The 13,520-nt window shown below is 41.8% G+C and carries 17 protein-coding genes; 11 read left to right on the top strand and 6 right to left on the bottom strand.

Going from position 1 to position 13,520, the window contains the following annotated elements; translation table 11 throughout:
* The first annotated feature begins 12 nt into the window (after positions 1–12).
* The 3 genes from K1I43_RS02205 to K1I43_RS02195 all read left to right on the top strand — a co-directional run bounded on the left by K1I43_RS02205 (position 13) and on the right by K1I43_RS02195 (position 2,803).
* On the top strand, positions 13–1,221 hold the full coding sequence (locus K1I43_RS02205) for an MFS transporter (RefSeq protein ID WP_136260244.1): 1,209 nt from the start codon (positions 13–15) through the stop codon (positions 1,219–1,221).
* A 50-nt stretch (positions 1,222–1,271) separates the two neighbouring features.
* Positions 1,272–2,117 carry an aldo/keto reductase gene (locus K1I43_RS02200; RefSeq protein WP_136260243.1) on the top strand — a complete coding sequence of 282 codons (846 nt, stop codon included), beginning with the start codon at positions 1,272–1,274 and terminating at the stop codon, positions 2,115–2,117.
* A gap of 170 nt (positions 2,118–2,287) precedes the next feature.
* Entirely contained in the window at positions 2,288–2,803 is a 516-nt protein-coding gene (locus K1I43_RS02195) for a DUF2269 family protein (RefSeq protein WP_136260242.1), read from the top strand.
* Positions 2,804–3,028: 225 nt separating this feature from the next.
* On the opposite strand, the gene K1I43_RS02190 is transcribed toward K1I43_RS02195, so the two are convergent.
* From K1I43_RS02190 to K1I43_RS02180, 3 genes are all read right to left on the bottom strand, one after another.
* Positions 3,029–4,168: an RNA-guided endonuclease InsQ/TnpB family protein gene (locus tag K1I43_RS02190; RefSeq protein WP_136260241.1), complete on the bottom strand. Its 1,140-nt coding sequence runs from the start codon at positions 4,166–4,168 to the stop codon at positions 3,029–3,031.
* The gene (locus tag K1I43_RS02185) at positions 4,146–4,769 is read right to left on the bottom strand and encodes an IS607 family transposase (RefSeq protein ID WP_136260240.1); all 624 of its coding nucleotides are present in this window, start codon (positions 4,767–4,769) and stop codon (positions 4,146–4,148) included. Before K1I43_RS02185 ends, K1I43_RS02190 begins: the two co-directional genes overlap by 23 nt.
* 89 nt (positions 4,770–4,858) lie before the next feature.
* Positions 4,859–5,179, bottom strand: coding sequence for an Rpn family recombination-promoting nuclease/putative transposase (locus K1I43_RS02180; RefSeq protein ID WP_240688415.1), 321 nt, complete (start codon positions 5,177–5,179; stop codon positions 4,859–4,861).
* A 137-nt stretch (positions 5,180–5,316) separates the two neighbouring features.
* Here K1I43_RS02180 and K1I43_RS02175 point away from each other — a divergent pair, with 137 nt between their 5' ends.
* From K1I43_RS02175 to K1I43_RS02160, 4 genes are all read left to right on the top strand, one after another.
* Positions 5,317–6,162 carry an Rpn family recombination-promoting nuclease/putative transposase gene (locus K1I43_RS02175; protein WP_220382600.1) on the top strand — a complete coding sequence of 282 codons (846 nt, stop codon included), beginning with the start codon at positions 5,317–5,319 and terminating at the stop codon, positions 6,160–6,162.
* Positions 6,163–6,413: 251 nt separating this feature from the next.
* Positions 6,414–6,722, top strand: coding sequence for an AbrB/MazE/SpoVT family DNA-binding domain-containing protein (locus tag K1I43_RS02170; RefSeq protein ID WP_019418225.1), 309 nt, complete (start codon positions 6,414–6,416; stop codon positions 6,720–6,722).
* Positions 6,722–7,108: a type II toxin-antitoxin system PemK/MazF family toxin gene (locus K1I43_RS02165; RefSeq protein ID WP_136260327.1), complete on the top strand. Its 387-nt coding sequence runs from the start codon at positions 6,722–6,724 to the stop codon at positions 7,106–7,108. The genes K1I43_RS02170 and K1I43_RS02165 overlap by 1 nt, the downstream gene beginning before the upstream one ends.
* A 484-nt stretch (positions 7,109–7,592) precedes the next feature.
* On the top strand, positions 7,593–8,507 hold the full coding sequence (locus K1I43_RS02160) for a DMT family transporter (protein WP_035067428.1): 915 nt from the start codon (positions 7,593–7,595) through the stop codon (positions 8,505–8,507).
* 15 nt (positions 8,508–8,522) lie between these two features.
* Here K1I43_RS02160 and K1I43_RS02155 read toward each other — a convergent pair whose 3' ends face one another.
* Positions 8,523–8,828, bottom strand: a complete 306-nt coding sequence (locus tag K1I43_RS02155; RefSeq protein ID WP_136260326.1) for an AzlD domain-containing protein — start codon at positions 8,826–8,828, stop codon at positions 8,523–8,525.
* The gene (locus K1I43_RS02150) at positions 8,818–9,507 is read right to left on the bottom strand and encodes an AzlC family ABC transporter permease (RefSeq protein WP_136260325.1); all 690 of its coding nucleotides are present in this window, start codon (positions 9,505–9,507) and stop codon (positions 8,818–8,820) included. Before K1I43_RS02150 ends, K1I43_RS02155 begins: the two co-directional genes overlap by 11 nt.
* 127 nt (positions 9,508–9,634) lie before the next feature.
* Here K1I43_RS02150 and K1I43_RS02145 point away from each other — a divergent pair, with 127 nt between their 5' ends.
* Both K1I43_RS02145 and K1I43_RS02140 read left to right on the top strand, forming a co-directional pair.
* Entirely contained in the window at positions 9,635–9,811 is a 177-nt protein-coding gene (locus K1I43_RS02145) for a hypothetical protein (RefSeq protein ID WP_165569765.1), read from the top strand.
* A complete protein-coding gene (locus K1I43_RS02140; RefSeq protein ID WP_136260324.1) occupies positions 9,808–10,563 on the top strand; it encodes a serine/threonine protein kinase in 756 nt (251 codons plus the stop codon). Before K1I43_RS02145 ends, K1I43_RS02140 begins: the two co-directional genes overlap by 4 nt.
* Positions 10,564–10,576: 13 nt before the next feature.
* On the opposite strand, the gene K1I43_RS02135 is transcribed toward K1I43_RS02140, so the two are convergent.
* On the bottom strand, positions 10,577–10,906 hold the full coding sequence (locus K1I43_RS02135) for a helix-turn-helix domain-containing protein (protein WP_136260323.1): 330 nt from the start codon (positions 10,904–10,906) through the stop codon (positions 10,577–10,579).
* Positions 10,907–11,090: 184 nt separating this feature from the next.
* Between K1I43_RS02135 and K1I43_RS02130 the strand changes: the two genes are divergently transcribed.
* Complete coding sequence (locus tag K1I43_RS02130) at positions 11,091–12,101, top strand: asparaginase (RefSeq protein WP_136260329.1); 1,011 nt, start codon at positions 11,091–11,093, stop codon at positions 12,099–12,101.
* Entirely contained in the window at positions 12,102–13,511 is a 1,410-nt protein-coding gene (aspA, locus tag K1I43_RS02125) for an aspartate ammonia-lyase (protein WP_136260322.1), read from the top strand.
* Positions 13,512–13,520 lie beyond the last annotated feature (9 nt).

Genomic DNA, 13,520 nt, shown 5'->3' with positions numbered 1-13,520 from the left:
AGGAGGAGAAAAATGACTTCGCATAAAAATCGAAGCACATTGGCACTATTGGCGTTAGCCATAAGCGCCTTTGCGATTGGGACCACAGAGTTTATAAGTGTAGGGTTGTTGCCACTTATATCTAAAGATTTGCAAGTTTCTGTTTCGACAGCGGGATTAACAGTTTCCTTATATGCTTTAGGGGTTACTTTCGGCGCACCTTTGTTAACATCATTGACATCGAATATGTCACGTAAAACGTTATTGCTTTTGATTATGCTTGTTTTTATTGGTGGAAACAGTGTGGCAGCTAGTGCGACGAATATAGGTGTATTGTTAATTGCTCGCGTGCTGTCTGCATTGTCGCATGGAGTATTTATGTCGATTGGTTCTACGATTGCGGCAAGCTTAGTTCCAGAAAATCGTCGTGCAAGTGCGATTTCTATTATGTTTACAGGTCTTACGGTAGCCACGATTACAGGAGTGCCTTTTGGGACATTCATTGGCCAGCAGTTTGGATGGAGATTTGCCTTTATCTTTATTGTGATCGTTGGCATCATAGCATTTATTGCTAATGCTATGCTCATTCCAGCCAACTTGCGAAAAAGTGGTCGCACGACGTTTAGTGATCAGCTAAAGCTTTTAGCTAACGGTCGTTTAGTTCTTTTGTTTGTTATTACGGCTTTAGGATATGGGGGAACGTTTGTCGTCTTTACATATTTATCTCCACTTCTTCAAGAGATTACGGGATTTGGTGAGAAAACTGTCGCATTGATTTTGCTGTTTTATGGTGTGGCGATTGCGATTGGTAATGTGGTGGGGGGAAAGCTCTCCAATCAAAACCCGATTGCATCGTTGTTTTACATGTTTATTGTGCAAGCCGTTGTGCTTGGGATGTTCACATTTACCGCTCCATATAAAATAGCTGCGTTCATCACAATCATTTTCATGGGATTGTTAGCATTTATGAATGTACCTGGGCTACAAGTATACGTGGTGATGTTAGCAGAGCGATTTGTACCTAGCGCAGTAGATGTCGCTTCTGCGATGAATATTTCAGCATTTAATGCAGGCATCGCCATTGGAGCTTATCTAGGTGGTGTGGTTACTGATTCGATTGGACTTATTCATACACCATGGATTGGAGCATTGATGGTTGTTGGGGCTACGCTTTTAACAGGATGGAGTCGAGTTTTAGAGCAAAAAGATGAAAGTATGATCGCACAGGAAAATAGTTTTTAAAAAAGAAATGTACGATTTGAATCGAGTTTTCATTTATTAGGAGGGATAGTATGGTCGCGAAACATTTGCAAGATACAACTACTTTATATAACGGTGTAAACATCCCTTGGCTAGGGCTTGGAGTGTTTAAAGTAGAAGAAGGACCTGAAGTGGTTCAAGCGGTAAAAACGGCTATTCAACACGGGTACCGTAGCATTGATACGGCGTCTATTTACGGAAATGAAGTTGGTGTCGGACAAGGCATACGTGAAGGAATGAAAGAAGCGGGGATATCGCGCGAAGATTTGTTTGTCACCTCGAAAGTATGGAATAGCGACTTAGGGTATGAATCCACAATCGCAGCGTATGAGGAGAGCGTGAATAAATTAGGATTGGATGCACTGGATCTATATCTTATTCACTGGCCAGTCGCTGGAAAATATAAAGAGGCGTGGCGAGCATTAGAGAAACTTTATAAAGAAGGACGTGTCAAAGCAATCGGAGTTAGCAATTTTCAAATTCATCATCTTCAAGATTTAATGCAAGATGCCGAAATAAAACCGATGGTAAACCAAGTGGAATATCACCCACGACTGACTCAAAAAGAGCTTCATTCGTTTTGTCGGGAACATGGCATTCAGTTACAAGCGTGGTCTCCATTGATGCAAGGCTTGTTGCTTGACAATGAGGTTTTGCAGGAGATTGCAATAAAGTATAACAAGTCGGTGGCGCAAATCATTTTGCGTTGGGACTTGCAGCATGGTGTTATCACGATTCCAAAAACGACAAAAGAACATCGTATGGTTGAAAATGAGTCAATATTTGATTTTTCACTCACAGAAGAAGAGATGGAACGAATTGATAACTTGAATAAGAACGAGCGAGTTGGCCCTGATCCCGACCATTTTGATTTTTAATGAAAAAAGTCAGCGCTTTTGTCGCTGGCTTTTTTATATGAGATTGTTTGACGGTGAATACACCTCAAGAAGTAGCGCAAATTCATACTTGCGTACATATGAAGGGAACGCCATTCCTACTACAATGAAAGGTGTTGTAATTATAAAAACTTACGTAGGGGGCGTTGTGTGTGAAAAAGATCGGGCCTAATGGGATGAAGTGGTTGAAAATGATTCATGTATTTTTAGTTGTGCTATTTTTTGGCGGGATTTTAAGTTCAGTTACATTATCTCTTTCGCTTGATTTGACGACATATGATGAAACGTACTTAGGTTATAAAAACATCGTGATGATTAGCGACCATGTTGTAAAATGGGGGGCCATTGGTACGTTACTTGTTGGTGTCGTTTACGGCTTTTTTACGAATTGGGGTTTTTTTAAGCATCGTTGGGTAGGAGTAAAGTTTGTTCTATACATCATTCAAACGATTGTCGGGATTTCCATTGTCGATCAGCTAATGATGGCCAATATGGAACTGTTGGAGACGCAAAAACAATTGGCGTTAAGCAATCCGACGTTTATCCGAAATCATGAGATAAGGCAGTATGCAGTATATTTTCAAGTGGCAGTAACGATTTTTGTATTTATCATTTCTTTTTTACGGCCGTGGAGAAAGAAAAAATGGCCGATGGGAAAGCAGGTGTAAGAAGTGCCCTTGCATGTTCGTAAGGGCACTCCCTTAAAAAATGTCGAAATTAATCGCTCAATCGTTCTCGTATTTCCGTTACGCAAAACTTACAAAACTCTACAAGAACCTTGCAGACATTTCTGTTTGCTTCCTCATTCATCGTGCCCGATTTCGCCAAAGCTACTCTCGTTTGGTATAGCACTCCAGAGGCTTAATTTTCCGTGTAACTCACGGTACAAACAGCTATGCAGGATATGTCGAAAGATTGATGCTTGCATTTAAATCCCTGTCTATTTCAAGACCGCAGTTATCGCATCGAAATATCCGTTCGGATAGTTTAAGTGTTTTTTTCAAATATCCGCATGAATGACATGTTTTCGATGATGGATACCACCAATCCGCTTCTACAAACTCGATTCCGTACCATTCACATTTGTGTTTGATTTTTTTCTTAAAAGTATATAGACGTTGTTGTTGAATAGCATTCGATAGATGGCGGTTTTTCATCATCCCACGAATGTTTAAATGTTCCATGACGATCCGAGAAGGCTTGGTTCTCACCAACTCGTTCACCACTTTATTCTCATAATCCATGCGTTTATGTTCTAACCGAATTCGTATCTTCTGCATCTGCCTTTCGAGTTTTGTAATGTTGCGTGTTTTGACGTAACGGACTACACCTCCTTTTTCTTGAACTTTGTTCATTTCGTACTTCCTTGAGCATTTACGTTGCAACCGACGCAAACGCTTTTCTAGTTTTTTGATTTCTTTCGTTTTATTTATGCTTGGGAATACCCGACCGTCTGAACAAACGGCTAGATTTTGTACTCCCACATCAATTCCTAGTGTATGGCTGTGTAATGCGACAGATGGTTTTGGAACGTCATATCCCACGGATACATACCAATGAACACCGTCAAACGTGATGCGAGGGTTGTAATACTTTGTATTGGTTGGAATTTCCCCTCGTTCGGATAGACGTACCCATCCGACTTTTTCGATATACACATGCGTATCACTAAATTTGATTTTTTCTGTGTCTTGGTAGAAAGATGGCTTGCTTCTCTTTTTGCTTTTGAATCTTGGTTTTTTTGTTTTTCCTTTGAAAAAGTCTTTGTATGCTTTGCACGCATCTTTAATCGCTTGTTTGGTGATGTTATTAGAATAATCATATAACCATTGATAATTAGGGTCGTTTTGTTTTAAAGCTGTTAATCTTTTCCGTAAATCTCCGTCTTTGATGAATTTATCACCGTTTTTGTAGTTGTTTTCTTGTTGTTCAAGCGTCCAATTGTACGCCCAACGAGCCACACCTGCTGATCCAAATAATTTTGTTCGCTGCTTGTTGTTCGGCTCTAACCTAACTTTGATCGACCGAATCATCTTCAAGCCACTCCTTTATCATTTTCTTGGCTCGGTTGGCTCTTTTTCCTTGAAGTTTGCCACGAAAAACGGTGATAATCTGTACTAAATCCTCGACAAGTTCTTGTTCTTCTGTTTTTTCTGTATGGTCGATAATTTCAATATCTACCTCATAACGTTTACAAATCTGTTCAATCAGTTCAAATCCGAAACGAACCAAACGGTCTTTATACAAAACAACAATTTTTTCTACCTCACCATTACAAACCATGTCGATTAATCGAGTTAATCCTTTTTTCGTGTAGTTGATTCCACTTCCAATATCCTCAATGATTTCAAACGAATAGCCTTTCGCAATCATATATGTGCGTACGGCTTCGACTTGACGTTCTAAATCATCTTTTTGTTTTTTACTTGATACTCGACAATAGCCAATGACTTTTTTAGGGACAATCGCTTTTTTTACCCCAAGCACTTGATGAAGCTGTTGTTCGGAATAATATCTAAATCCCGATGGCGCAACATAAGCAGGTTTTAACACGTCATTTTTATCCCAATTTCTTAAAGTTTGCTGACTTTTTCCGATAAGTTTTGCAAATTCGCCAATACTGTAATATTTCATAACAATCACCTCTCTACACAAATAAAACCATAAAATTTGTTATTTATGTAGAGAGTTTTATAAAAAATTATAGAAATTACTTAACTGCTTCAACCCTCCTCTGTCATATCGAGAATATGGGCAACGTCTGTTATATTCATTCCTTTTTCGAGCATTTTTTGAATCGTTTCATTTTTTCCTTCTTCTCGACCTTGTTTTAAGCCTTCTTGCCTTCCTTCTTCCCGACTGCCGCGAATGTTTGAGAGTTGATCAAGAAGCCATTTCAGCCGCATTTCGTATACGTAGCGGTTTTTGGGGGCTACGCTTAAGTTTTGCCATTCTTCTAGCGCTTCTAAAATGTCTTGTTCTGCCATCGCGATTCCCTTCAATTCGCGAAACATCTCTTCATCTATTTTTTTTCGTTCGTCCATCGACAGCGGACAACATCGTTAGCCATGGCCATTCGGACGATTGCTTCAAAGGGGAGACATTAATAAAATTCAAATGCAGGAAAACGATCGATGTTGTCGAATAAAAACATCGAAACGATTGTATGTGAGGTGAATGTATGTCCATTGACCACGATCGTCTGTTTAAAGAGTTGATTCAAACGTTTTTTGAGGAGTTTATTGTTCTCTTTTTTCCTGCGATGCACGAGCATATCGACTTTCACCATTTGTCGTTTTTATCCGAGGAGCTGTTTACCGATGTGACGGCAGGGGAGAAGTACCGTGTCGATTTGCTTGTCGAAACGAAGTTAAAAGGCGAAGACGGGCTTGTGATTGTGCATATCGAAAACCAAAGCTACGTTCAACCATCATTTCCAGAACGGATGTTTATTTATTTTAGCCGTTTGTTTGAAAAGTACCGTAAACCCATCGTACCCATTGCTGTATTTAGCTACGATACGATCCGCGACGAGCGATCTGCATTTACGCTCCAATTTCCTTTTGGCCACGTGCTAGACTTTCGTTTCTTCACTGTCGAATTGCGCAAACAAAACTGGCGAAATTACGTTCGAAATGATAACCCTATTGCCGCTGCACTGCTAAGCAAAATGGGATATACTGAAAGTGAACGAGTAGAACTGAAAAAACAATTTTTACGTATGCTTGTCCGGTTGGAGTTAGACGAAGCGAAACAACGATTGCTGTTTGGCTTTTTTGAAACATATGTAAAACTATCAGACGAAGAAGAACGAAGACTACGAAGCGAGGTGAATGAAATGGAGACGAAAGAAAAAGACAAAGTGATGGAGCTAATTATTTCGTATGAACAAAAGGCGTTAGAAAAGGGAAGAGAAGAAGGAATGAAGCGCCTTGTACAAACGATGGCGAAAAAAGGGATGAGCGTAAAAGATATTGCGAACGTCACGGATCTTTCGGAAGAAGAAGTGGAGCGTTTGTTAGAGTAGGGACCCCCACAGCGCTCCACCTTCTTTTGTTTTTGTAAAATTGTTTTTACACACAAGATTACATTACAATGTTCTTTGTTCGACGTGCTATAGAGACGATTAAAAAATCTTTTCTTGACAACATACTTTTTCAACACCTTGCAAATAACCCTCTCAAAGGGGGTTATTTGGTTTTTGTGGAAAAATCAGGTGTATCATTTTTGGAAGATCGTATATACTATGTATATACATTTTGGTTGGGGGGTGATATAATGAACTCAAAGGAACATTTAGAAAGCAAAATAAACCAAAGTAAAGGAGGAGACTACATGTCTACAGTTGTTGCTCAAAAATGGGGAAACAGTTTGGGCATTCGTATCCCAAAAGATGTTGCTGATCAAATAGGGATTAAACAAGGTTCCGAAATAGAATTAAATGTGATTGGAAATGAAGGGATCATCACATTAAAACCAAAAAGAACACGGAAGAAATACACACTGGAAGAACTAATATCACAGATTACACCTGAAAATCGACACGAAGAAATTGATTTCGGGATAGAAGGGCGTGAATTGATTTAATGTCAGCAGACGTACCAGAGAGAGGCGATTTCGTTGTTTTAAACTTCAATCCACAAGCTGGACATGAGCAGGCTGGGAGAAGGAATGCGATTGTTTTATCGCCTAAAGAATTCAATCAAGCAACAGGATTTATAGCTGTTTGTCCGATTACCACTCAAAAGAAGGGTTACCCTTTCGAAGTGGATTTACCAAAAGAAGGAATATTTCTTGGTGGCGATGGCTATCCAATAACAGGGGTAGTTTTAACTGATCAAATTAAATCATTGGATTGGAAAGTTCGTCATCTAAAAATTTTAAAGAAGTATAATCCAGAAGATGCACAAATTGAAGAAATAGATAAAATAATTGATGAATGCCTAGCGAAAATAGAAACATATCTGACTTGACATAATCCTTTCTCTTTCAGAAAGGGTTATTTTTTACTTTAAAGTTTCTTGACAATTGTTGAAAAGCTAATTTTAGTTGGTCAGGTGTCGAAAAACCGAAATGAGTAAGTTGGTCGTTTTTATTTTAATTGCGGAAGTTGTGAGTCAAATTGGCATTTTGTTTGCTTACTTTTGTCATTAAATCCACAAGAAAAATGAGTCTAGTAAACGGTTCAACATAGCAAAAAACTAGTCCTATCAAGGAGTTGATTCTTTAATGGCTGGCGCAAGTACATCTTTTGGTGATGAACTAGTAAAAATATGATTTAAACAACCAAGTGATATGTAAAAGCGGGCGAAATATTTGATACAATGAAGAAATAACAAATGAACAGGAGGGGAGAACGATGTTGTTTGAAAACGATCAACCAGCAGCTTGCTTCTAAGACGGGGCAAGCGCACGTTCCGTCTTGTAGAAAAAAGAAAAAAGACGGAGGGGGAAAAGATGAGACAAACGTTTTTCGGTTCGTTGTATTTGTCGCTCGCTGCTAGCATTTGGGGTGGAATGTATGTCGTTAGTAAATATGTGCTCGATTACGTTCCGCCATTTACGCTCGTATGGCTTCGTTATGCGATTGCTTTTTTTGTATTATGGACGATTTTACGACTAAAGCGCATCCCGATGCCAAAAGGAAAAAACGATTGGAAACCGATCATATATATTGGAGTTGTTGGATACGTTCTTTCGATTTCCTTACAGTTTGTCGGGACGAAATGGTCGGATGCGCACACGGCTTCGCTCATTACGTCGGCCACGCCTGCTTTCATCGTCATCTTTGCCCGTTGGATGTTGCATGAAACGATGACGATGCGGAAACTCAGTGCGTTGTTACTCGCAACTGCGGGGGTTGTTGTCGTCGTTGGATTTAGCGAGGGGGAGACGACTTCGTTTTTAGGGAACGTCTTACTCGTTGGAGCAGCGGTGACGTGGGCGCTTTTATCTGTGCTCGTCAAAATGGCATCTGCGCGCCTTTCCGTATTAGTGATCACGACATACGCCATTTTTGTCGCTTTCATTGGCACAACGCCGATGATGGTATGGGAATGGTGGGAAGGGATGTCAAAAACGTTTTCGTTTCCGGTCGTGCTCGGGATTTTTTATCTCGGAATCGTGTCGACGGCTGGGGCGTTTTTTCTTTGGAATAAAGGGATGGAAATGATGGATGCTGGGGTCGGTTCGCTCTTTTTCTTTTTCCAGCCACTTGTCGGATCTTTGTTCGGTTGGCTGTTTTTGCATGAACAATTGCGCTTCTCATTTTGGGTTGGTGGAGCGTTCATTGTTGGTGGAGTCGTCATGGCTGTTTTGGAGAAAAACGGAGTAGAAAGCGAACGGCAAAATGAAGAAAAAGTCAGCGTGTGATGCGCTGACTTTTTACTATGACACTATTGTATATGCGGTTAACACAAGGACGGATATGAAAACGACGCTCATGACGTTTGCGCCGAGCCATGAGGCAAGTACGGCACTCACAAAGCCGAGGATGCCAAATACCGGATCGTCTTGAATAAGAAATATACCCGGAATAATTAAAGCGCCGAGCGTGGCGTATGGGACGTTGCGCAATACACCGCGCCAAAATGGCGGCAAGTTCATGCGATGAAAAACCGTCAACGGAAGCATGCGCGGAATGTATGTCACGATGCCCATGCCAACAATGATGAGAAAAATGTTATCGTACATATTCCGCCTCCTTTCCTTTTTCTACAATCCACTGTATACATATAGCTGAAACGATTGTAGAGATGACGATGGCCCATCCTTTTGGGACGTTGAGCCATAATAAAAGCGCGCTGTTCATAAGACCAGAGCACACCGCAAGCCAAAGCGCTTTTCGTTCGGTTTTGATGGCGGGGACTAATAGCCCGACAAACATCGCATACAAGGCGACAGATAAGCCGATTTGTACGGTTTCTGGCAAATATGCGCCAACGATATGTCCGATGGCTGAATGGACGACCCAACTGCTGTAGGAAATGAAAATCAGTCCGAACATATACGAAGCAGAGACGGTTCCTTCTTTCATGGCGGCGACAGAAAACGTTTCATCTGTGATGCCGAATGCGTATAGCGCTTTTTTCCAAAGTGCGTCATGTTCTGCTTTTTCATGAAGAGATGCGGACATTAAAAAATGCCGAATGTTTAAAATAAATGTCGTTAAAATGATTTCAAATGGGCCGGTGCCAAGAGATAGTAAATTGAGCGAAATGTATTGTGCGGCCCCTGCAAATACAATCATGCTCATGAGCGTCGTATCGATCAGCGTTAACCCTGTTGATTTCGCTAACAACCCGAACATGAGCGCAACAGGCGCATATCCAATCGCAATCGCTGTTCCTGACTTCACTCCATCCCGAAACATATGCATTCCCCCTTCTTTTGTATTTTCATAAAATTTTTTCTATTTCGCAAGACATATATGTCAAATGTGAAACTTTTTTTTCTCTTTTTCGTATATTCAAGTATTTAAGATGAAGGGGATGATCACTATGTTGAAAAAATTGCTGGAAATGCTTTTACACAAAAGCATGCATAAACATCGTTACAGCAGCAGCGATCGTTATACGTACCGTCCGCATCGCCATCCATCGCAATACGGCTATAAGCATTATAAGAAAAAACATCATAGCCACAGCATTTTCTCTAGCTTTTTTGGCAGTTCATGATTTTTATTGAAAAGCCGTATCGAGAAGGAACGGTCGTAAACGGTCGGTACACGATTCAAACGCAACTTGGAGAAGGCAGCTATGGTGTAGCGTACGTGGCGCGCGATGAAGAAACGAAGGAGCTTGTCGTTTTAAAACAGATGAAGCGGACGAAAAGAAAGAAGCGGCGCGCATCGTTTGAACGAGAAGCGCTCATTTTAAAAAAGCTCAATCATCCTCAAATACCGAAGTTGTACGACTCGTTTGACGTGCGCGGCACGTTGCATCTTGTCATGGAATATATTGAAGGAGATACGATTGAGACGCTTATTTTTGATAAAAACAAAACGTACGATGAAAAAGAAGCGTTTTCACTATTGGCAGATGTGTTGCGTGTCGTGCAATACATTCACGCGCACGGCATTGTCCATCGCGATTTACGCATCCCAAATATCGTTTTTCGTAACGGGATTGTATATGTGCTCGATTTTGGACTTGCGCGCTTTTTATCCGAAAAAAATGAACGGCTGTTTACACTTGAACAGCGGCTCAGGCGAACCATTGATGTAACAAGCGACATATACGCCCTCGGCCATTTTTTATTGTTTTTATTGTACTCTTCTTATGAGCCGACAGCGGACAAAGAGAAAAGCTGGGAAGACGAACTGTCCTTGTCAAAAGAAGCACGTCATGTGTTGCGACGCATGTTGCAGCTAGATCGGCCGTATGGTTCTGTGGAACAATTGATGCGCGATGTCGCGATCATTCCGTAGGCGTTTTGTGCGCCTATTTCTTTTTTTCGATGTCGCGTTTTGCGCGAAGAAAAGCAATGAGCCAAACGATTTCGTCTTCCGTCACCGTTTTTCCATCGACCGTCATATGAAACGCCGCATTCGTCAGCTCAATGGTCGGTTGTTCATCATCTATGGCGCCAAGCAAATAATCCGTTGTTGTGCCAAATAAGATGGCGAGTTCTTTGACAGCTTCTAACGACGGTTGACGATACCCCGATTCATAGCCAGCATATGTACTTTTTGCGATATTTAGTTGATCGGCAATATATTGCAGCGACCATTGTTTCTTTTTCCGCAACTCCGATAATCGTTTTGAAATCATCATCTGTCTCTCCCTTACTATGCTTCGTTCGCAAAACGAATAAAAATACTTGTTATTTTCTATTTTCCTAAATATAATTGAATTAAAGGTACGCGAATCGCGAACAATTTTATTTATAGTTTACACGATGTAACACAAAGAATACAATAGATGACTTAAAATCGCCATATTTGAGGTGACGATGATGAAAAATATTTTGTTGCTTGCGACAGGCGGCACGATTGCTTCTGTGCCGAGTGAAGAAGGGTTGACGCCGAAGTTGACGGCAGAAGAATTGACGAGCTACATTACGATCGACAATCAGCCGTATCGGCTACATAGCCAAATTTTAATGAACATCGACAGCACAAATATGCAGCCAGAACATTGGCGCGATATTGCTGAGGCGATTTATACACATTACGATCAATATGACGGTTTCGTCGTCACACACGGAACGGATACGATGGCTTATACAGCAGCCGCGTTATCATATATGATCCAAAACAGCCACAAACCGATTGTCTTGACCGGTTCACAAGTGCCGATCGGTTTTCCGAAAACAGATGCGAAAAAAAATATACGCGATGCGCTTCGTTTTGCGTGCGAAGACGTCGGCGGGGTATTTGTCGTCTTCGATGGGCGCGTCATTTTAGGAACGAGAGCGGTAAAAATGCGGACGAAAAGTTATGACGCCTTTGAAAGCATTAACCATCCGTACGTCGCCTACATTCATGGGGAAACGATTCATTATCAATATGAGCTCCAGAAGCCGAGCGGAAAACTGCAGTTTGATGCGTCGCTTTGTCCGGATGTGTTTTTGTTGAAGCTTCATCCGGGCACAAAGCCAGAAATATTTGATTACATTCGCCATTTATATCGCGGCGTCATCATCGAAAGCTTCGGAAGCGGCGGCGTGCCGTTTCAAGGGCGCAATTTGTTGCCGAAAATAAAAGAACTTATTGATGATGGCATGGCCGTCGTCATTACGACGCAATGTTTAGAAGAAGGGGAAGACTTAACGTTATACGAAGTCGGGCGAAAAGTAGCGCAAAACACCGTTATTTTATCCGGTGATATGAATACGGAAGCGATCGTACCGAAGCTGATGTGGGCGCTAGGAAAAACGACGAATTTGCTTGACATTAAAAACATGATGGAAACGCCAATCGCAAATGATATGACACGAAAACAAGAAGAAAGTTGGGATGCGTAAATGATGCAAACGAAAGATGTACGAATCGAACGAGATTTGCTTGGCGAAAAAGAAATTCCATACGACGCATATTACGGCATTCAAACGATGCGTGCGGCAGAAAACTTCCCGATTACAGGGTATCGATTGCATCGCGAACTCATTCAAGCGATGGCGATCGTAAAAAAAGCGGCTGCGCTTGCGAATATGGAAACGGGTCAACTCGATGCGCGCATCGGTCAGGCGATTGTCAAAGCGGCAGAAGAAGTGATCGCAGGACAATGGCACGATCAGTTTATCGTTGACCCGATTCAAGGCGGCGCAGGAACGTCGATTAATATGAATACGAACGAAGTGATCGCGAATCGCGCACTTGAATGGTTAGGGGAGAGAAAGGGAAGTTACCATATCATTAGCCCAAATACGCACGTCAACATGTCACAATCGACAAACGACGTGTTTCCGACGGCCATTCATATTGCGGTGTTAAACATGGTGAACCAATTGCTTCAAACGATGGAGCATATGCACGATACGTTCGCCGATAAAGCGAAACAGTTTGATCACGTCATTAAAATGGGGCGGACGCATCTGCAAGACGCTGTTCCGATTCGGCTCGGGCAAGAATTTGAAGCATATCGCCGCGTCGTGAAGCGCGATATGGAGCGCATTGCGCAGTCGCGCCAACATCTATATGAAGTAAATATCGGCGCAACAGCGGTAGGTACAGGATTAAATGCCGATCCGGTCTATATTGAGCGCGTCATTTTTCATCTCGTTCGTTTGACAGGATTGCCGCTTGTGCGCGCAGAACATCTCGTTGATGCGACACAAAATACAGATGCGTATACAGAAGTATCGGGCGCTTTAAAAATATGTATGATCAACATGTCGAAAATTGCCAACGACCTTCGTCTCATGGCGTCTGGTCCGCGCGCGGGGCTTGGAGAAATTACATTGCCTGCTCGCCAACCCGGTTCGTCCATTATGCCAGGAAAAGTGAATCCGGTCATGGCGGAAGTGGTGAATCAAGTCGCATTTCAAGTGATCGGCAACGACCAAACGATTTGTTTAGCATCGGAAGCAGGGCAGCTCGAGTTAAACGTCATGGAGCCTGTGCTTGTGTTTAATTTGCTTCAGTCGCTTCATATGATGGACAACGTGTTTCGCGTGTTTACCGACTACTGCTTAGCTGGCATTGAAGCGAATGAAGAAAGATTAAAACAACATGTCGAAAACAGCATCGGCGTCATTACAGCAGTCAATCCGTACATCGGCTATGAAGCGGCATCACGCATCGCAAAAGAAGCGCTTCGTACCGGAAAATCGGTGCGTGAATTATGCCTCGAGCAAAATTTGTTGAATGAAACAGAGCTATCTGCTATTTTAGACCCGTATGCGATGACAAGTCCAGGCATTGCAGGAAAATAACACGAATCG

Source organism: Anoxybacillus sp. ST70 (assembly GCF_019553625.1).
GTDB lineage: Bacteria > Bacillota > Bacilli > Bacillales > Anoxybacillaceae > Anoxybacillus > Anoxybacillus gonensis.
Note: the sequence above shows the minus strand (reverse complement) of the source record. Positions and strands in the feature narration are given on the sequence as shown.

What these genes read in the sequence shown, in the direction of transcription:
- K1I43_RS02205 (WP_136260244.1), top strand. Translation starts at nt 13, where the DNA reads ATGACTTCGCATAAAAATCGAAGCACATTGGCACTATTGGCGTTAGCC.
- K1I43_RS02200 (WP_136260243.1), top strand. Translation starts at nt 1,272, where the DNA reads ATGGTCGCGAAACATTTGCAAGATACAACTACTTTATATAACGGTGTA.
- K1I43_RS02190 (WP_136260241.1), bottom strand. Translation starts at nt 4,168, where the DNA reads ATGATTCGGTCGATCAAAGTTAGGTTAGAGCCGAACAACAAGCAGCGA.
- K1I43_RS02185 (WP_136260240.1), bottom strand. Translation starts at nt 4,769, where the DNA reads ATGAAATATTACAGTATTGGCGAATTTGCAAAACTTATCGGAAAAAGT.
- K1I43_RS02180 (WP_240688415.1), bottom strand. Translation starts at nt 5,179, where the DNA reads ATGGACGAACGAAAAAAAATAGATGAAGAGATGTTTCGCGAATTGAAG.
- K1I43_RS02175 (WP_220382600.1), top strand. Translation starts at nt 5,317, where the DNA reads ATGTCCATTGACCACGATCGTCTGTTTAAAGAGTTGATTCAAACGTTT.
- K1I43_RS02170 (WP_019418225.1), top strand. Translation starts at nt 6,414, where the DNA reads ATGAACTCAAAGGAACATTTAGAAAGCAAAATAAACCAAAGTAAAGGA.
- K1I43_RS02165 (WP_136260327.1), top strand. Translation starts at nt 6,722, where the DNA reads ATGTCAGCAGACGTACCAGAGAGAGGCGATTTCGTTGTTTTAAACTTC.
- K1I43_RS02160 (WP_035067428.1), top strand. Translation starts at nt 7,593, where the DNA reads ATGAGACAAACGTTTTTCGGTTCGTTGTATTTGTCGCTCGCTGCTAGC.
- K1I43_RS02155 (WP_136260326.1), bottom strand. Translation starts at nt 8,828, where the DNA reads ATGTACGATAACATTTTTCTCATCATTGTTGGCATGGGCATCGTGACA.
- K1I43_RS02150 (WP_136260325.1), bottom strand. Translation starts at nt 9,507, where the DNA reads ATGTTTCGGGATGGAGTGAAGTCAGGAACAGCGATTGCGATTGGATAT.
- K1I43_RS02145 (WP_165569765.1), top strand. Translation starts at nt 9,635, where the DNA reads ATGTTGAAAAAATTGCTGGAAATGCTTTTACACAAAAGCATGCATAAA.
- K1I43_RS02140 (WP_136260324.1), top strand. Translation starts at nt 9,808, where the DNA reads ATGATTTTTATTGAAAAGCCGTATCGAGAAGGAACGGTCGTAAACGGT.
- K1I43_RS02135 (WP_136260323.1), bottom strand. Translation starts at nt 10,906, where the DNA reads ATGATTTCAAAACGATTATCGGAGTTGCGGAAAAAGAAACAATGGTCG.
- K1I43_RS02130 (WP_136260329.1), top strand. Translation starts at nt 11,091, where the DNA reads ATGAAAAATATTTTGTTGCTTGCGACAGGCGGCACGATTGCTTCTGTG.
- aspA (WP_136260322.1), top strand. Translation starts at nt 12,102, where the DNA reads ATGATGCAAACGAAAGATGTACGAATCGAACGAGATTTGCTTGGCGAA.